The organism is Nocardioides mangrovi (genome assembly GCF_020073815.1).
GTDB classification, from domain to species: Bacteria; Actinomycetota; Actinomycetes; order Propionibacteriales; family Nocardioidaceae; genus Nocardioides; species Nocardioides mangrovi.
In genome coordinates, this window is the sequence record NZ_JAIQZJ010000013.1 from 47,572 (window position 1) to 65,213 (window position 17,642).

The 17,642-nt window shown below is 72.2% G+C and carries 18 protein-coding genes; 7 read left to right on the forward strand and 11 right to left on the reverse strand.

Annotated elements, in window-relative coordinates; genetic code table 11:
- Positions 1–930, reverse strand: coding sequence for an alpha-E domain-containing protein (locus K8U61_RS19050; protein WP_224124639.1), 930 nt, complete (start codon positions 928–930; stop codon positions 1–3).
- Positions 924–2,525, reverse strand: coding sequence for a circularly permuted type 2 ATP-grasp protein (locus K8U61_RS19055; protein ID WP_224124640.1), 1,602 nt, complete (start codon positions 2,523–2,525; stop codon positions 924–926). The genes K8U61_RS19050 and K8U61_RS19055 overlap by 7 nt, the downstream gene beginning before the upstream one ends.
- Positions 2,526–2,595: 70 nt before the next feature.
- Between K8U61_RS19055 and K8U61_RS19060 the strand changes: the two genes are divergently transcribed.
- From K8U61_RS19060 to K8U61_RS19070, 3 genes are all read left to right on the forward strand, one after another.
- On the forward strand, positions 2,596–2,775 hold the full coding sequence (locus K8U61_RS19060) for a hypothetical protein (protein WP_224124641.1): 180 nt from the start codon (positions 2,596–2,598) through the stop codon (positions 2,773–2,775).
- Positions 2,776–2,782: 7 nt separating this feature from the next.
- Positions 2,783–3,025 carry a hypothetical protein gene (locus K8U61_RS19065; protein ID WP_224124642.1) on the forward strand — a complete coding sequence of 81 codons (243 nt, stop codon included), beginning with the start codon at positions 2,783–2,785 and terminating at the stop codon, positions 3,023–3,025.
- An 81-nt stretch (positions 3,026–3,106) separates the two neighbouring features.
- Positions 3,107–3,337 (forward strand): hypothetical protein, encoded by a 231-nt coding sequence (locus tag K8U61_RS19070; protein ID WP_224124643.1) that lies wholly within the window; start codon positions 3,107–3,109, stop codon positions 3,335–3,337.
- On the opposite strand, the gene K8U61_RS19075 is transcribed toward K8U61_RS19070, so the two are convergent.
- From K8U61_RS19075 to K8U61_RS19085, 3 genes are all read right to left on the reverse strand, one after another.
- A complete protein-coding gene (locus tag K8U61_RS19075; RefSeq protein ID WP_224124644.1) occupies positions 3,324–4,586 on the reverse strand; it encodes a hemolysin family protein in 1,263 nt (420 codons plus the stop codon). The genes K8U61_RS19070 and K8U61_RS19075 overlap by 14 nt on opposite strands.
- Before the next feature lie 45 nt (positions 4,587–4,631).
- Positions 4,632–5,825, reverse strand: coding sequence for a PQQ-dependent sugar dehydrogenase (locus K8U61_RS19080; protein WP_224124645.1), 1,194 nt, complete (start codon positions 5,823–5,825; stop codon positions 4,632–4,634).
- 62 nt (positions 5,826–5,887) lie between these two features.
- Positions 5,888–6,331, reverse strand: a complete 444-nt coding sequence (locus K8U61_RS19085) for a hypothetical protein (protein ID WP_224124646.1) — start codon at positions 6,329–6,331, stop codon at positions 5,888–5,890.
- 129 nt (positions 6,332–6,460) lie between these two features.
- Between K8U61_RS19085 and K8U61_RS19090 the strand changes: the two genes are divergently transcribed.
- The 4 genes from K8U61_RS19090 (at position 6,461) to K8U61_RS19105 (ending at position 11,871) form a co-directional block, all read left to right on the forward strand.
- On the forward strand, positions 6,461–7,228 hold the full coding sequence (locus K8U61_RS19090; RefSeq protein ID WP_224124647.1) for a hypothetical protein: 768 nt from the start codon (positions 6,461–6,463) through the stop codon (positions 7,226–7,228).
- A gap of 120 nt (positions 7,229–7,348) precedes the next feature.
- Positions 7,349–9,475: an SIR2 family protein gene (locus K8U61_RS19095; protein ID WP_224124648.1), complete on the forward strand. Its 2,127-nt coding sequence runs from the start codon at positions 7,349–7,351 to the stop codon at positions 9,473–9,475.
- Positions 9,468–11,009 (forward strand): nSTAND1 domain-containing NTPase, encoded by a 1,542-nt coding sequence (locus K8U61_RS19100; RefSeq protein ID WP_224124649.1) that lies wholly within the window; start codon positions 9,468–9,470, stop codon positions 11,007–11,009. Before K8U61_RS19095 ends, K8U61_RS19100 begins: the two co-directional genes overlap by 8 nt.
- 43 nt (positions 11,010–11,052) lie before the next feature.
- Positions 11,053–11,871, forward strand: coding sequence for a gasdermin (locus K8U61_RS19105; protein WP_224124650.1), 819 nt, complete (start codon positions 11,053–11,055; stop codon positions 11,869–11,871).
- Between the two features lie 8 nt (positions 11,872–11,879).
- Here the strand turns inward: K8U61_RS19105 and K8U61_RS19110 are convergent, their stop codons facing one another.
- The 6 genes from K8U61_RS19110 to K8U61_RS19135 all read right to left on the reverse strand — a co-directional run bounded on the left by K8U61_RS19110 (position 11,880) and on the right by K8U61_RS19135 (position 17,592).
- Complete coding sequence (locus K8U61_RS19110; RefSeq protein WP_224124651.1) at positions 11,880–12,491, reverse strand: response regulator transcription factor; 612 nt, start codon at positions 12,489–12,491, stop codon at positions 11,880–11,882.
- Entirely contained in the window at positions 12,488–13,582 is a 1,095-nt protein-coding gene (locus K8U61_RS19115; RefSeq protein WP_224124652.1) for a sensor histidine kinase, read from the reverse strand. Before K8U61_RS19115 ends, K8U61_RS19110 begins: the two co-directional genes overlap by 4 nt.
- A 26-nt stretch (positions 13,583–13,608) precedes the next feature.
- The gene (locus K8U61_RS19120; protein WP_224124653.1) at positions 13,609–14,394 is read right to left on the reverse strand and encodes an ABC transporter permease; all 786 of its coding nucleotides are present in this window, start codon (positions 14,392–14,394) and stop codon (positions 13,609–13,611) included.
- The gene (locus K8U61_RS19125) at positions 14,391–15,326 is read right to left on the reverse strand and encodes an ABC transporter ATP-binding protein (RefSeq protein WP_224124654.1); all 936 of its coding nucleotides are present in this window, start codon (positions 15,324–15,326) and stop codon (positions 14,391–14,393) included. The genes K8U61_RS19120 and K8U61_RS19125 overlap by 4 nt, the downstream gene beginning before the upstream one ends.
- A gap of 149 nt (positions 15,327–15,475) precedes the next feature.
- Positions 15,476–16,339 carry a 3-methyl-2-oxobutanoate hydroxymethyltransferase gene (panB, locus tag K8U61_RS19130; RefSeq protein WP_224124655.1) on the reverse strand — a complete coding sequence of 288 codons (864 nt, stop codon included), beginning with the start codon at positions 16,337–16,339 and terminating at the stop codon, positions 15,476–15,478.
- 56 nt (positions 16,340–16,395) lie between these two features.
- Complete coding sequence (locus K8U61_RS19135; protein ID WP_224124656.1) at positions 16,396–17,592, reverse strand: MFS transporter; 1,197 nt, start codon at positions 17,590–17,592, stop codon at positions 16,396–16,398.
- Positions 17,593–17,642 lie beyond the last annotated feature (50 nt).

The window sequence follows — 17,642 nt, forward strand, 5'->3', positions numbered from 1 at the left end:
TCAGAGCACCCCCTGCCAGGCCAGCGCCTCGGCGCCGGCGAAGTAGCGGCGGGTGACCGCCTCGGTGGCGAGCGCGCAGGTGCGCTGCAGGCGCTCCATCTCGTTGGGCAGGTCGGCGAGGACGTCGGAGAGCGAGCGGTACTCCAGCTCGGCTCGGGTGCGGCCGAGCAGCCGCTGTCCCTCGTTCTGGAAGCCCGCCCGCTGGCCGGACGACTCCAGGTTGTCCACGCACTGCTCGGCGCGGTTGAGCGAGAAGACCACCGACCGCGGGAAGAGCCGGTCGAGCAGCAGGAACTCCGCCGCGCCCCGGTCGGTCTCCATGCCGCGGTAGGTGCGCAGGAACGCCTCGTAGGCGCCGCAGGCGCGGAGCGTGCTGGTCCACGGCGAGCCCGTGCTCGCGGCGACCGCGGCGGTCGCGACCAGCCGTGAGGTCATGTCGGCGCGCTCGATGCAGCGCCCGAGCATGAGGAAGTGCCAGCCCTCGTCGCGGGTCATCGTCGCGTCGGCGGTGCCGTTGATGAAGGCCGCCCGCTCGCGCACCCACTGGAAGACCATCGGCGGCCGCATCGAGGTGAAGTGGCCCGAGGGGATCGCGCGGTACGTCGTGTTGATCGACTCCCACATCGGCACCGAGAGCGTCTCGCGGGCCCGGCGCGCGGACTCGCGGGCCGCGCCCAGCGCGGAGGCGATCGAGCTCGGGTGGTGCGGGTCGTAGGCGAGCAGCCGCAGCACCGTGGTCAGGTCGACCCGGGTGTCGTCGTCGACCTCGACGCCCATGATCGAGAGCAGCGTCCGGCAGGTCGTCTGCTCGTCGATGCCCGCCTCCTCGAGGAGGAGCTGGGTCTGCACGTCGAGGATCCGGGCGGTGTCCTCCGCCCGCTCGACGTACCGACCGATCCAGAACATCGACTCGGCGATCCGGCTCAGCACGGCGGGACCTCCTGGGTGGTCGAGCCTGTCGAGACCCCCTGTTGCTGCTGTTGTTGCTGCTCGTGGTCGGCCAGGTCGGAGAGCGCCGGCCCGGTGGTCTGCGGCGGCGGGCTGACCGGCACCGTCGTGGTCTCGGCGTGGCGGGGGAGCGGCCCCGGGCCGGCGAGCACCCAGGTGTCCTTGGAGCCACCGCCACGGGAGGAGTTGACGATCAGCTCGCCCTCGGCGAGCGCGACCCGGGTCAGGCCGCCGGGGAGCACCCACACGCGGTTGCCGTCGTTGACCGCGAAGGGCCGCAGGTCGACGTGCCGGGGACCGAACTTGCCGTCCACGAAGGTCGGTACCGTCGAGAGCTGGACGACGGGCTGCGCGATCCAGGAGCGCGGGTCCTCCAGGACCTTGACCCGCAGCTCGTCGAGCTCGGCGCGGGTGGCCCGCGGGCCGATCACGATGCCCTTGCCGCCGGAGCCGTCGACCGGCTTGAGCACCAGCTCGTCGATCCGGTCGAGCACCTCCTCGCGGGCCTCGGGGTCGCCCATCCGCCAGGTGTCGACGTTCTTGAGGACCGGCTCCTCGTCGAGGTAGTAGCGGATCAGGTCCGGCAGGTAGGTGTAGACGAGCTTGTCGTCGGCGACGCCGTTGCCGACCGCGTTGGCGAGCGTGACGTTGCCGGCGCGCGAGGCGTCGATCAGGCCGGGGCAGCCGAGCATCGAGTCGGCGCGGAAGTGCACCGGGTCGAGGAACTCGTCGTCCACGCGCCGGTAGATCACGTGCACCTGCTCGAGACCCTTGGTGGTCCGCATCATCACCCGGCCACGACGGCAGACGAGGTCGCGGCCCTCGACCAGCTCGACGCCCATGGTGCGCGCGAGCAGCGCGTGCTCGAAGTAGGCGCCGTTGTAGACGCCCGGCGTCAGCACCACGACGGTCGGGTCGGTGACGCCCGCGGGGGCGGCGGCGCGCAGCGCGGCGAGCAGCCGCTGGGGGTAGCCCGCCACCGGCCGGATCCGGTGCTCGGCGAAGGGCTCGGGCAGCGCGGAGGAGATCGCGCGCCGGTTGGTCATGACGTAGGACACCCCGGACGGCACCCGCACGTTGTCCTCGAGCACCCGGAACTCGCCGGCGTTGTCGCGGATCAGGTCGATGCCGGAGACGTGCACGCGCACCCCGTTGGGCGGGCGTACGCCGGCCGCCTCCCGGTGGTAGTGCGACGAGGTCGCGATCACCCGGCGCGGGATCACGCCGTCGGCGAAGACCTGGCCCGCGTCGTACACGTCGGCCAGGAACGCCTCCAGCGTCTTCACCCGCTGCTGCACGCCGCGCTCGATGGTCGACCAGGTGTCCATCTCGATGACCCGCGGCAGGATGTCGAGCGGGAAGGCCCGCTCCTCGCCGCCGATGTCGAAGGTGACGCCCTGGTCGAGGTAGCTCGCCTGCAGCGCCTCCACCCGGGCCGCGAGCTCGGGGATGGTGAGGTCGGTCAGCGAGGACCGGAGTCGCTCGTACGGCGCCCGCAGCTGCTCGGCCGCGAACATCTCGTCGTACGCCGGCCCGCGCGCGCCGGGATAGTCCTCGAACAGCCCGGTGATGCTCATGGGCCGGAACATACCCAGTTGCGTGTTTCGGGAACGTTGCGTCTGTCAGCGGGTCTAGTACGTTCCCGATATGGCCGACTTCTGGTTCTGCGTGAAGCACCACCGCGTCGAGCAGGGCGAGGACATGTGCCCGCCCATCGACCGGCTCGGTCCCTTCGGCACCCGCGAGGAGGCCGAGGGCGCGCTCGACAAGGCCGAGCAGCGCAACCAGGAGTGGGACAACGACCCGAAGTGGAACGACTCGGAGTGAGCCGAGGGTGAACGAACCCATCTCGCCCTGGCCGTTCGTCGGCATGGCCGGGCTGGCGTGCACGTTCTTCCTGTACGCCGCGAGCGCGGTCTTCGCGCCCTGGTGGGTGGTCGTCCTGCTGCTCGTGGCGTGGGTGCTCCTGCTGCTGGTCGCCTGCGCCTGGTGGACGCCGCACCCGCGCCGGCTGCCGTACGTCGCGGTGCTCTCCGTGCTGGTCTGGGTCGGCGCGGTCGCGCTGCTGAGCGTGTAGCGGCGCCGATCTCGACATGGTCGGGCTCCCGTCGGCGCAGGTGGTCGGCTACGACTTCTGCGCCGGACCTAGGCTGGAGGCATGGCGAGGAAGCGGTGGGACGAGCTCAGCCCGAGGGTGCGCCGGGCGATCGTCGTCGGTGCGACCGTCGACGGACTGCTGAAGACCGCGGCGCTGGTCGACCTGGCCCGCCGTCCCGCGGCAGAGGTTCGGGGCTCGAAGCGGGTCTGGGGCGTTGCCCTCGTGGTGGTCAACTCGGCCGGGATGCTCCCGGTCGCCTACTTCCTGCGCGGTCGCGTCACCCCTCGGTAGCCGGCAGCACCGTGATCCGGGTGATCCGGTGCCGGTCGACCGCGCTCACCGTCAGCAGCCGGCCGTCGACCTCCACGGCGTCGCCGACCTGGGCGATCCGCCCGAGGCGGTGCAGCAGGTAGCCGGCGGCGGTCTCGTAGGGGCCGTCCTCGAGGGGGACGCCGGTGCGGGCCGAGAAGTCCTCGATCGTCAGCCCGGCCTCGACGTCCGTGGCGCTCTCGACGGGCGCGGCCTCGTCGTACTCGTCGCGGATGTCGCCGACCAGCTCCTCGACCAGGTCCTCGAGGGTGACGATGCCGTCGGTGCCGCCGTACTCGTCGACGACGACGGCGATGTGCACGCTCTCCGCGCGCATGCGGGAGAGCGTCGGGAGCACGCGGTTGGTGGCGGGCAGGTGCACCAGCGAGCGGACGAGGTGCTTGACCTTGCGCTGCGGGTCGGCGCCGAGCAGGTCGCGGACGTGGAGGAAGCCGCGGACGTCGTCGAGGTCCTCGCCGATCACCGGGAAGCGGGAGTAGGGGTGGGCGCGGGCGGCTGCGACCGCCTCGGCGACGGTGGCGTCGAGCGGCAGGAACGTGACGTCCGCGCGCGGGCGCATCACCTCCGAGAGCGACCGGTCGCCGGCGTCGAAGACGTCGGTGAGGATCCGGCGCTCGTCGTCGGCGAGGCCCTCGTGCTGGTCGACGAGGAAGCGCAGCTCCTCCTCGGAGAGCTCCTCCGAGGTGGCGCTCGGGTCGCCGCCGAAGAGGCGGACGACGGCGTTGGTGGACACCGACAGCAGCCACACGACCGGGCGCATGAGGATCGCGAAGCGGTCCAGCGGGCCGCCGACCAGGTAGGCGACGCCCTGCGAGCGCTGCAGCGCGAGCCGCTTCGGCACCAGCTCGCCGAGCACCAGGGAGAGGTAGGCGATGAAGAGCGTCAGCAGGATCAGCGACGCGGTGTCCGCGGCGCTCTCGCCGAGCCCGGCGTGCTCCAGGACCGGGGCGAAGTCGGGGGCGAGCGTCGAGGCGCCGTACGCCGCGGAGAAGAAGCCCGCCACGGTGACGCCGATCTGCACCGCGGCGAGGAAGCGGTTGGGGTCGCGGGCAACCGACGCGACGCGGGCACCGCGCGCGCCGCGCTGCTCCATGGCGTTGATCTGGCCCTCGCGCAGCGAGACCAGCGCGATCTCGGTGCCCGCGAAGACACCGCCCACGAGGATGAAGGCCACGACGAGCAGGAGGTTCGCGATGGTCTGGGTGTCCACACAGGCAGGATGGCGGATCGCTCCAAGCGGGGCTCCTGCTCGGGCTCAGCTCTTCGGGCGCACCGCCAGGATCACGTCGTCGCCGTTGCCGTTGTCGGTGGTGACGTAGAAGACCGAGCCGGGGCCGTCGACGACGGTGCGGATCCGGCCGTACTGACGGAGCTTCTTCGGCGTCCGGACGTCCTGCAGCCGGCCGGCCCTCGAGAAGGTCAGGAAGAGGACGCGCTCGGCCTTGAGGGCCGCGACGGCGAGGGTGCCGTCGAGCGCGCCCCAGGCGCTGCCCGCGATGAAGCCACCGCCGGAGGTGGCCAGCGTCGGGTCGCCCGAGCGCCACTTCGCGGCGATCTGCTTGCCGGGCAGCGACTGGTCGGTCATCGGGACGTTCTCGTTGTAGCCGGGGACAGGGTTGTAGCCGTAGTCGCCGCCGTTGCGGAGCTTGTTGACCTCGTCGTCGCGGTAGGTGCCCTGCTCGATCGACCACAGGCTGCCGTCGGCGCGCTGGGCGAGGCCCTGGACGTTGCGGTGGCCGTAGGTGTGGACGTAGCGCTTGTTGCGGTTGCCGCTGTGGACGAAGGGGTTGCTCGCGCACGGGCGGCCGCTGAGGCGCAGGCAGAGCGTCTTGCCACCGAGGGACTTCTTGTTCTCCGGGTTGGTGCCGGTGGCCGCGTCGCCGGTCCCGACGTACAGCTTCGAGCCGACCTGGAGCAGGCGGCAGCCGCCGTGCCGGCCGCTGGTGGTGGGGAAGCCGCCGAGCAGCTCGCGGTGCGAGGTGACCCGGCGCAGCCGCTTGTCGAGGGTCCACGTCATCACGCGGACGTCGTGGCCACCCCCGCTGGTGTTGCCGCCCTGGCAGGTCCAGAAGCGGCGGCTGCTGCCGAAGTCGTTCGCGACCTCGAGGCCCATCAGCCCGGTCTCGCCGGAGACCCAGACCTGTCCGGACGGGAAGTTCTTGATCACCCGCTTGCGCCCGTGGGCCCAGATCGACACCGTCGCCCGCTCGCGCTGGGTGTAGATCAGCCGCCCCTTGCCGATCGGCTTCACGTCCCACGGGTGGTCGAGGCCGGTGACCAGCCGCTTGACGTGCAGCCCGGGCGCGGCGGCCTTCTTGTCGGCCTTGTCGGCCTTGTCGGCCTTATCGGCCTTGCCGGCGTGGACCGCTTGGGGTGCGTGCGCCTGCGCCGCGGGGGCGGACAGCGTGGCGCCGAGGGCCAGGACGGTTCCGAGAACGAGGGAGCGCATGCCCTGCACGGTAACCGCGCCGGGGCGGTCCTGAACCTCGCGCTCGATGAGAGTTCTGGGCGTCAGCCCGAGGGGTAGGCCATCACGGTGTCGTCGGCCCCCGTCGTACGCACGCAGCGGAGCAGCGCGTCGGCGTCGATCGAGGTGAGCCGGCTCAGGGTGCCGGCCGAGAAGAAGCCGCCACCGCCGGTGAACATCGCCCCGACCGTCACCGCCGTCGAGTCGTCGAAGTCGCCGCCGAACTCGACCGCCTGCTCGTCGGCGTCCCACGAGGCGCCGTGCGGCCAGAACACCACCGATCGTCCGAGGAGCAGGCAGCCGTCGACCAGGGTCAGCCGCCCCGTCACCTCGGCAGCCGGGTAGCCGTCCCAGTCGCCCGCGAGCGTGATGACGGGACCGTCGGTCGTGCCGCTGTTGTCCGAACCGCCGAGCCCCACGACGAGCGCGGCGACGAGCACCGCCGCCACCCCGACGGCGGCCGCGCCCACGCCCACTGCCCGCCGCATCCGGCCTCCTCGTGTCGCGCGCTTGGACGCACGCTAGCGCCGGCGGGTTCAGGAGGGAGTCAGTCGCCGATGTTGGTGACGTCGCGCTCGAGCCGCCAGCGGCGTCGACTCATTCTGCAGGCTGGTCCGATGTCGAGACTCTGGGCCGGCGGAGCGATCGGCGCTGCTGCCGTCGTGGCCGCGGTCGTCGGCGCGGGGCTCGGGATCGGCGACGACGTCGACGACGCGGAGGCGCTCGAGGGCGCCCAGCCGATCCCGTTCGACGTGTACGTCGAGCCTGGCGGCCTCCGACTGGGCATCGACCCGGTCCTGGCCGAGACGAGTCTGCTGACCGGCGGATCCGTCGCCCTCGGCGACGAGGTCGAGCGCGGACTGCACTTCGCGTCGAGCACGTACGAGGAGCCCGGGCCGGACCCGTTCCCGGTCGCCGCGCACACGCGGGTATCCGCCGAGGGCTGGATCCACCCGAGGTGCGAGGTACGCGACCTGGTCCCCGTGCTGACGGTCGAGTCACGAGGCGCTGGCCGAGACGCGGTGAGCGCCACCTACCGGCCGTCGAACCTCGACGACTACCGGCGGGCCGTCGACGCCTTCTGCGGCCAGGGGCCCGAGGTCGCGGTGGTCGGGTCCCGGCAGGACGTCGACGGGTCGTTCACGGTGACGCTCCGGGTCGTCAATCCCACCGACCGTGCGGTCTGGGTCGTGTCGGAGGCGTTCCGCGAGGGCGGCACGAGGTGGGACGTCGCGTCGGCGACCGTGCAGGCCGGCGGGGCGACCGAGCTGGTCGTCTCCGGCCGGGGTGAGGGGTGCTCGGCGGTGACGCCGTGGTCGACGGGCCGGCTCACGGTGGACGGCGTCGCGCTCGTGCTGGAGCCCTCGGACGCGGAGCAGTGTTGAGTCCGGGGTTCCCGGCGGGCGCTACCGACTATGGCGTATGTAGGCCGGATCCACGGGTCGCCAGCGTGACGGGCTGGTGGACTGCGAGCTTGGACACGACTCGGGGTGTCGAGGTACGTCATGGCAGCATCCGCAGCGCTCAAGCACAGTGATCTCCAGCTGCTCCTGCAGTGGCGCGGCGACGGCGCCTTCGACCTCTCGATCCTCTTCAACGCGCCGGGGGACACCGAGGACTACCAGTACTTCGCACCGGACCCGGTCACCTTCGACCTGACGGCTCTGGCGGAGCACGCCGGCGACGCGACGGCCTACGGCGCCGAGCTGGGGCGGATGCTCTACGGACAGGGTGCGGGCACCTACCTGGACCGGGCCGTGCGGCTGGCTCGGGAGATGCCCGTCTACGTACGACTCGCGATCGACGACAACGCACCTCCCGGCTACCAGGCGATCCGGTGGGAGGCGCTGCGCGACCCGACCACGGGCGACCGCCTGTGCACGGTGGAGAACATCCGGTTCTCCCGCTACGTCAGCAACCCGGACGGGACCCCACCGACGCCCCTGAAGCTCCGGGACCAGCTCTCGGCTCTGGTGGTGGTGGCCAACCCGGCCGGGATCGAGGGACACCACGACGGTCTGGCGCAGCTCACCCCGCTCGACGTCGACGACGAGGTGAAGCGGGCGAAGGATGCTCTGGCGAACATGGCGGTCCGTGTCCTGGTGGGCGAGGACACGGCGGAGGGCGAGGAGCCACGCCGGGCGACGGCCAACCGCATCCTCGAGGCGATGCGGGAGCAGGAGACCAACGCGCTCTACCTCGTCTGCCACGGCATGCTCGACGACGGCGGGCCGGTGATCTTCCTCGAGAACGACCGGGGCAACGTCGAGAGGGTCGACGGCGCCGCGTTCGCGGAGCGGGTGCGCGACCTCGGTCAACGCGTTCCCACCCTGGCCGCGCTGGTCTCGTGCCAGTCGGCAGGCCAGGATCCTGCGGCGGGCACGGCGCCCGAGGGGCTCGTGGAGTCCCGTACGGCGCTGACGGCGTTCGGGCCACTGCTCTCGCGGGCCGGCTGCTCGGTGGTCGTCGCGATGCAGGGGAACGTCGCCGTGGACACCGCGGCCAGCTTCCTCCCGCGCTTCTTCAAGGAGCTCGACAAGGACGGGATCGCCGCGCGCGCGATGTCGGTGGCGCGCGCGGTGATCAGCGAGGTGCCCGACTGGTACGCGCCGGTCCTCTACTCCCGCCTCAAGCGTGGGAGCGCCTGGTACCTGCCGCGCTTCGGCACCGAGACGGAGGGCCGCTTCAGGGCGCTGCACTCGCGGATCGCGGAGAAGGGGTGCACCCCGATCGTCGGCTCGGGGCTGGCGGCGGAGGACGGGATCCTCCCGACGCGTGAGGGGCTGGCCGAGGGCTGGGCGGAGCGCCGGCAGGTGCCGGTGGTCGGTGACGCCCGAGCCGACCTCGCCTCGGTCGCCCGCTACGTCGCCGTCGACTCCCGCGAGCGCGGCGTCGCCCGCGCCGAGATGAGCCAGTTCCTCCGGCACTGGATGAAGACCCGGCACGCGGCACAGCACCCAGGAGTGGACTGGCAGACCCCCGACCTGCACGACCTGATCCGCACGGTCGGACGCGAGGTGCGCCAGCAGGCGAACGGCGAGGACTGCTACTCCCGCCTGGCCCGGCTCCAGCTGCCCGTGTTCGTCACCTCGAGCTGGACGAGCCTGCTCGAGGACGCGCTGGTCGACGCCGGGAAGAAGCCAGTGTCGACCCACTTCGAGTGGTACCGGAGCCTGCCGTCGGAGCCTCCGGAGAACGTCGGCTTCGAGCCGCAGCGTCCGCTCGTGTACCACCTGTTCGGGAGCCTCGAGAAGTCGATCTCGCTGGTCCTCACCGAGGACGACTACTTCACCTGGCTCCGCGCCTGGGTCAAGCAGGTGGACAAGGGGTCCGCGATCCCGGGCTACGTCAAGCCGCCGCTGACCGAGAACTCGCTGCTCTTCGTGGGCTTCACCTTCGACGACTGGGAGTTCCGGATGATCTTCCAGGCGATCAAGAGCTTCGAGGGGCGGCTCCACGGGGAGAGCCGGCACATCGGCGTTCAGTTCGAGCCCGGCACCCTCCGGGTCGAGCCCGAGGCCGCCCAGGACTACCTCGAGAGCTACCTCGACGCCGACGAGCTCGACCCCTACTGGGGGCGGTCCGCCGAGTTCCTCCGCGAGCTGGACGAGACGAGGCCGCCCGATGACTGAGCCAGCACTGCTCCTCGGCCACGAGGAGATCACGGACGCCCGCAACCCGTACGTCGGTCCCCGGCCCTTCCGCTCGAACGAGGAGCACCTCTTCTTCGGTCGCGAGCGGGACGCCGCTGCGGTCGTCGACAGCCTGATCTCCAGCCGGGTGATGCTCCTGCACTCGCCCTCGGGGGCCGGCAAGACCTCGATCATCCAGATCGCCGTCGTGCCGGCGTTCCGACGTCGCAAGTTCCACATCGCCGCCCGCTTCGACCCGGGATTCTCCGCGCTGCGCGTCAACCTGCCGCCTCCGCGACGGCTGACGGGCGTGAACCGCTACGTCTTCAGCCTGACGAACGCACTCGTCGGCGACTTCACCGCGGAGGCCCGCACGGCCCAGCTGAGCATCCGCGAGGCCCTCGACGCCCACGCCGCCCACCACGGCGCCGCCGACCGGCCCCAGCTGCTCGTCATCGACCAGATGGAGGAGGTACTCACCCTCGAGCGGGGGGACGCCGAGGGGCAGGAGGAGTTCTTCCGCCAGCTCGGCGAGGCCCTGGACAACCCGCGGCGCTGGGCCCTGCTGGCGATCCGGGAGGACTACATCGGCGCGCTCGACCGTTTCCGGCCGTCCCTGCCGGGGCAGCTGCGCTCGACCTTCCGGCTCGATCTGCTCGACGCGCGGTCCGCCGTACCGGCCGTGGCGAAGCCGGCGCAGACGAAGGGCATCGACTTCGACGAACGCGCGGTCGAGCTCCTGGTCAACGAGCTCCGGCTCGTGCACTCGGGCCAGGCCGGCGAGAAGCGGCCGACGGTCAAGCACCCCTACGTCGAGCCGGTGCTGCTCCAGGTCGTCTGCTACAGCCTCTTCAAGCAGCTGGAGAAGGACCGCGGCGACCGGTTCCGGAAGATCACGCCGGGCGACGTGAAGAAGTTCAAGCCCTTCGACAAGGCGCTCGCCGCCTACTACCGGGACGTCGTGAAGGACGCCGGCGGCGGTGACCCGGACGTGGAGCACCTGATCCGGCACTGGGTCGAGCACGACCTGGTCAGCGAGCGCCGGCTCCGCGCGCAGAGCCGGGCGAAGCCCCCGGTGGACGACCCCGATGACGTGCTCGCCAGCCTGCAGACCTCCTACCTGGTGCGGGAGGATCCACGGCCCGGCGGGACGGAGCTGTGGGAGCTGTCGCACGACCTCCTCGTCGCACCCGTCCTGGACGACAACCGGTCGTGGCGGAAGAAGGCGCTGCCCCGCTGGCGGGTCCAGGCAGAGGAGTGGTGGGCATCGGGGCAGAGCTCCCTCTACCTCCTGGACGCCGCGGCCTACCACGATGCCCGGGTCGCCTCCCGCAGCCTGCGGCTGACCGAGACCGAGAAGAGCTTCCTCAAGGCCTCCAAGCAGGCGGTCAAGACGACCGAGGCGGCCCGGGTCACCGCCGAGAGGGCCCGGCAACGGGTGCGACGTCTCGGTACGGCGTTCGGCGTCGTCGGTGCGCTGCTGCTCCTCTCACTGATGCTCAACGTCGCGCTCCTGACGGCGAGGTGGACATGAGCAGCCCGATGACCGCTGGAGAGAGCTGAGGAGAGGAGCCACGATGGGCTTCCGCGCGTGTGCCCGCAAGGACGATCCGTTCACCACCAAGGTGCGCGACACCTACGGTGCCAACGTGGTCGCGGCGCCGCGGGCCGGCATCGAGCCGCTCGAGACGCTGGCGGTCCAGGACGACCGCACCGAGCCCCGTGGTCACCTGCGACACCTGCTGGACGGCGAGGGCGACCTGCCGGCGATCACGTCGGCGGCCGCGGTCGGGCTCGCCGGCACCCGGTCGGCCGAGGTCGGCGCGAAGCTCGGTGCCGAGCTGTCCGCGAAGTTCCTGACCGCGCTCGGCGTCCCCGTGCCCGGTGCGTCCGTCGAGGCGACGCTGTGGCACGGCGCGTCGGGGTTCACCTTCGAGGTGCGGGACGTGGTGGAGCACCAGGTGGACCTGGCCGCGCTCGGGCAGGCGATCAACGGGCGCACGCTGGCGCGGACCCCGGCCACGGAGATCTTCCTGGAGGACCGCACCCAGGAGCTCGTCCTCATCACCCGGACCCTCGCGAGCTCGTCGTTCGCCGTCCGCGCCACCGGCCAGGGAGGACAGGGGGTGTCGGTCGCCGTCGACGGACTGGCCGACCTGGTCGGCGCGGCGGACGCGTCGCTGACCTGGGAGCGCCAGCACGACGACTGGGTGAGCTTCACCGGGCCCGAGCCGGTGACCTTCGCGTTCGCCGTGGTGCCGTGCCTGATCCAGGCCGACCTGCGGCTCGCCTTCGGGCTCACCAGGAAGAACCTGACGATGGCCCCGGCGGCCGTCGGGGCGGCCCCGACGCCGCGTCCGGCCATCGACCGGGCCGGGCTGCTGACCTTCGACTGACCGGCGCCTCAGAGCCAGCCGTTGCCGTCGGCGGCGATGACCGCCTCGGCGCGGTTGGTGGCGCCGGTCTTGCCGATGGCCGAGGACAGGTGGTTGCGGACGGTGCCCTCGGAGAGGAAGAGGCGGGCGGCGATGGTGGCGACCGAGGAGCCGTCGCGGGCGGCGCGGAGCACGTCGGTTTCGCGCGCGGTCAGCGGGGACTCGCCGGCGACCAGGCTGTCGGTGGCCAGCGCCGGGTCGACGACGCGGAGGCCGGCGTGGACGCGGCGTACGGCGTCGGCGAGCTGGGCGGCGGGAGTGTCCTTGACGACGAAGCCGGAGGCGCCGGCCTGGAGCGCGCGGCGCAGGTAGCCGGGCCGGCCGAAGGTGGTCACGATCAGCACGCGGGTGTCGGGTGCCGCAGCCCGGAGCGCGGCGGTGGCGGCGATCCCGTCCATGCCGGGCATCTCGACGTCGAGGAGCGCCACGTCGGGGTGGTGCTCGAGCGCCGCAGGGACGACCTCGTCGCCGGCGCCGACCTCGACGACGACCTCGAGATCCGGCTCCAGGCTGAGCAGCGCGGAGAGCGCGCCGCGGACCAGCGCCTGGTCGTCGGCGAGCAGCAGCCGGATGGTGCTCACGCGCGCACCACCTGCAGCGAGAAGCCCGGCTCGAGGGCGTGGGTGACGACGGTGGCGCCGACCGCGCCGGCCCGCTCGCGCAGGCCGTTGAGACCGGACCCGGAGCCGGACGACGACGGGCCGCGGCCGTCGTCGCGGACCTCGGCGGTGGTGGGGGAGAGGGTGACCTCGCAGACCCGGGCGCCGGAGTGGCGGATGACGTTGGTGACGCCCTCGCGCACGGTCCAGGCGAAGAGCTCGCGCAGCTCGGAGGGCACCTCGTCGGTGGAGTTGGGCAGCCGCGCGTCGATCTCCGCGGCCGCGAGCGCGACGCGGGCGCGGGCCAGCTCGCCGGGGAGGGTCAGCTCGCGGTAGCCCTCGACGGCGCGGCGTACGTCGGCCAGCGCGTCGCGGCTGAGCCGCTCGAGGTCGGCGAGCTCGGCGCGGGCCCGCTCGAGGTCGACGTCGAGTAGCCGCTGGGCGAGCTCGGCCTTGACCGTGATGACGGTGAGCGAGTGGCCGAGGATGTCGTGCAGGTCGCGGGCGAAGCGGGTGCGCTCGTTCTCGACGGCGAGGCTGGCGTTCTCCTGCTCGGCCTGCAGCAGCGCGATGTTGCGCCGCATCACCGCGCGCATCCCGAAGACCGCCACCGACGCCGCCATCACGCCGAACGCCAGGCTGACCTGGCTGCCCCAGTCCTCGACGGCGCCCAGCGCCAGCGACCCGACCACCAGCAGCACCACCACCGGCGCGGCGACCCGGAAGGGAGCGACCATCACGACCGAGACCGCGACGTAGACGATCGCGGCGGTGCCGGACTCGCCGAGCGACGCCACCATCACCGCGCCGAGGAGCACCAAGACCACGAGGTAGGGGACGCTGAAGCGCAGCGGCGGGCTCTCGATCAGCCGGAGCCGGTCGGCGCGGGCTCGGAGCCACAGGCTCATGTACGCCGCCGCGAAGGCCAGCGTCGCGACGATGCCGACGACCCCGGACGCCTCGTCGCGGTGCGACCAGCCCTCGAGGAGCGGGTTGAGCAGGAAGAAGAGCCAGATGCCGGCGAACAGCGGACCGAGACGCCCGGGGTTGGGCACGGTCCGCTGCTCGCTCATGGTCGGGAGGGTAGTCACACCCGACCTCACACCCGGGCCGTGTCCTTGCTCATCCGCCACGCGGCGCCGGCCACGAAGAGGGCGAACCAGCCGACGGCGTTGATCACGGCGTACCACGGCAGCTCGTGGGTGAGCGGCGATCGGGCGACCTCGGCGACGCCGTACATCGGGGTCCAGTAGGCGATCTCGCGCACCCAGTCGGCGTACTGGTCGAGCGGGATGAAGAGGCCGCCGAGGAAGGACAGCAGGGCCAGGCCGGGGCCGAGGATCTGCATGGCGTTCTCGCCGGGGACGACGTACCCGACGAAGACGCCGAGCGCGGCGAAGGTGAGCGTGCAGAGGAGCGCGACGACGGCGCTGGCGACCCAGACGTCGACGGGCATGTCGGCCTTGCCGACGAAGGCGCCGACGAGGTTGACCACGAGGATCGCGATGCCGCCCATGACGAGCGCGACCAGCGTCTTCATGACGATGTAGACGACCGGGTTGAGCGGGGTGAGTCGGAGCTGGCGCGACCAGCCGAGGGCCCGCTCCATCGCGACGGCGGAGCCGGTCGCGGCCGAGGTGAGGGCGGCGCCGTACATCGCCATCGAGATGAGGATGTACGCCGCGACGTTGCCCGAGCCGGCCGGGTCGTCCCAGCCGTCCTGGCCGCCGAAGGTCAGCAGCAGCGCGGCAGGGAGGACGAGCGTGAAGATGACCGTACGGCGGTTGCGCAGCATCCGCTTGAGCTCGAGGCCGAGCACGGTGAGGTTGAAGCCGCCCAGCGGCGGGACCCGGCGGGTGTTCGGGTCGATCGTGACGGTGCTCATCGGGCGTCTCCTGTCAGGGCGATGAAGGCGTCCTCGAGTCCCTTGGCGGTGATCTCGAGGTCGCGGGCGTCGGTGCTGGTGAGCAGGTGCCGGGCGACGGCGTCGCTGTCCTTGGTGTGCAGGATGACGGTCTCGCCGCGGACCTCGACGCCGTCGACGCCGGGGATCCGGGCGAAGGCGTCGGCGTCCGGCGTGGGCACCGTGAAGCGGAGCGTGCGACCGCTGGCGAGGGACTTGATCTCGGCGCCGGTGCCGTCGGCGACGACCTTGCCGTGGCTGATCAGGACGATCCGGTCGGCGTACTGGTCGGCCTCCTCGAGGTAGTGCGTCGCGAAGAGGACGGTGCGGCCGGTCTCGGCGTCGCGCCGGATCGAGGACCAGAAGGCGCGGCGGCCCTCGACGTCCATGCCGGTGGTCGGCTCGTCGAGCAGCAGCAGCGCCGGGTCGGAGAGCAGCGCCATCGCGAAGCGGAGCCGCTGCTGCTCACCGCCCGAGCACTTGGCGACCTTGCGGTCGGCGATCTCGGTGATGCCCGCGTCGCCGAGGACCTCGTCGACCGGGCGGGTGTCGGCGAAGAGGGCCGCCGTGTACTCGACGGTCTCGCGGACGGTGAGGTCCTTGAGCAGCCCGCCGGTCTGCATGACCGCCGAGACGAGACCGCGGGCGATCGCGTCACGGGGCGCCATGCCGAGCACCTCCGCGGTGCCGGTGGTCGGCCGGGACAGGCCGAGGATCATGTCGATGGTCGTGGTCTTGCCGGCGCCGTTGGGCCCGAGGAACGCGACGATCTCGCCCGGCTGGATCTCGAGGTCGAGGCCGCGGACGGCTTCCACGCTCTCTCGTCCCATGGCAAAGCTCTTCGTCACGCCCGACAGCCGGACCGCGGCCGTGCGGGTCGCCGACCCGTCGGGGAGGGTGCTGGTGGAGGTCATGGGTCCACCCTCGTGCCCGGCAGGGCTCGGCTCTTCCGTCGCTCGTCATGACCTCCCCATGACAAGTGTCAGGGCGCGGTAGTCCCGCACGTTTTCGCGGTCAGATCACGCCTGGACCGCGAAAACGTGCGGGACTACGCGGCTCCGGCCTAGAAGGGGTGCTCGTCCGCCGGGAAGGCGCCGGACCTCACGTCAGCGGCGTACTCCTGGGCGGCCTGGAGCAGGACGCCGTGGAGGTCGGCGTACTGCTTGACGAAGCGGGGCATCCGGCCGGTGCGGAGGCCGAAGGCGTCCTGCCAGACGAGGACCTGGCCGTCGCAGCGGTTGCCGGCGCCGATGCCGATGGTGGGGATGCCGACGTTGGCGGTGACCTCGGCCGCGACCTCGCCGGGGACCATCTCCATGACGACGGCGAAGGCGCCGGCCTCCTCCATCGCCTGGGCCTCCTCGACGACGAGCTTGGCGGCGTCGCCGCGGCCCTGGACGCGGTAGCCGCCGAGGTTGTGCTCGGACTGCGGGGTGAAGCCGATGTGCGCCATCACCGGGATGCCGCCCTCGGTGAGCTTGCGGACCTGCGGAACCATCGGCAGGCCGCCCTCGAGCTTCACGGCGTGGGCGTTGGCCTCCTTCATGAAGCGCACGGAGGTCAGGTAGGCCTGCTCGGGCGAGGCCTGGTAGGAGCCGAACGGCAGGTCGGCGACGACGAGCGCGCGGTGCGCCGAGCGGGTGACGGCGCGGACGAGCGGGATCAGCTCGTCGACGGTCACCGGCAGCGAGGTCTCGTTGCCGTAGACGTTGTTGGACGCGCTGTCGCCGACCAGCAGGACCTCGATGCCGGCCTCGTCGAAGGTCTGCGCGGCGTACTGCTCGTAGGCAGTGAGCATCGCGAACCGCTCGCCGCGCTGCTTCATCTCCCGCAGGTGGTGGGTGCGGATCCGCTTGATCTGCTGGCCCTTCGACTGCTCGGCCGCCTTGGCTGGACCGGTGCCGTACGGCGCGGTCTCCTCGCTCATGGGTACTCCCTGGATCGTCATCTCGCAGCTCCCTGATGGAGTCCACGGACCGTCGTTCAGGCTAGCTCCGTACTCGCCGGTTCGGTCCTGTGTGACTGGTCACTGCGGCCCGCGGCGGAGACCACCGCGAGACTGCCCAGCGCGACCGCGACGGCGACGAGGAGGGCACCGTCCGGGCCGATCCCGAGCCCGCCGACGGCGCCGAGGAGGTAGGGCGCGAAGAAGCCGAGGTAGGTCAGCCCGTAGAAGGCCGCGACCACCGCGCCGCGCTCCTCGGGCGGCGCGAGCCGCTCCGCCTCGCGCAGGCCGGAGACCAGCCCGCAGCCGTACGCCGCGCCGAAGACCGGGCCGGCGACGAGCAGCAGCCAGCGGCTGTCGGCCTCGAGTGCGCCGAGGCCGATGAGCAGCGCGGCGACGGCGCTGAGCAGGCCGACCCGGCCGGCGAGGAGCGGTCGACGGTCGTCGAGGCGGCGGGCGAGCGGCTGGACGAGGACGCCGGTGCCGAGCGTGACCCCGGTCAGGACGCCGGCGAACGCGAGCTCGCCGTGGGTCGGGGCGTCGACGGCGCTCGGCAGGAACGCGATCGAGATCGACGCGCAGCCGAAGACCCACGGCGCCGCGGGTGCGACCGCGAGCAGGAACCGGCGTCCGCGGGTGACGGCCGGAAGGCTGACCAGGGGGCGGATCGCCGGGTCGTCCGGTCGCGGACCCGGGACGGGCAGCAGGAGCACCGCCGCCACGACGCCGAGCACCACGTGGGGGAGGTAGGGGACGGTGAGCGGGTACGTCGCGACCTCGGCGACCAGGCCGGTGACCAGCGGGCCGAGCCCGAAGCCGGCCGACAGGGCGAGCGCGGCGCGGCGGGCGCCGGCGCCCGCGGGGTCGTCGACGGACAGGTCGGACACCCACGCGCTGGCGGCGCCGAAGACCACGCCGGAGCTCACGCCCGCGAGGAGGCGGGCGATCGCCAGCCCGGGCACCCAGTGGGCCGACGCGATCAGCAGCACGGTCGCCACCGGGGAGATCGCGACGAACGGGACGACGACCGCGCGGCGGCCCCACCGGTCCGAGGCGGCCCCGCCGACGAGCAGCGCCGGGATGAGGCCGACGGCGTACAGGGCGAAGAGCAGGGCGCGGGTCTGGGTCGAGATCCCGAGCTCGGCGCGGTAGGCGAGCAGCATCGGAGAGAACTGGTTGGCTCCCCAGCCGACGGCGAACATGGCCAGGGCGACGCGCTGCCAGGATCGGTTCATCACCCCTCGACCGTAAGCGCTCGACGTTTCAATCCGGGTTGAAGGATCCC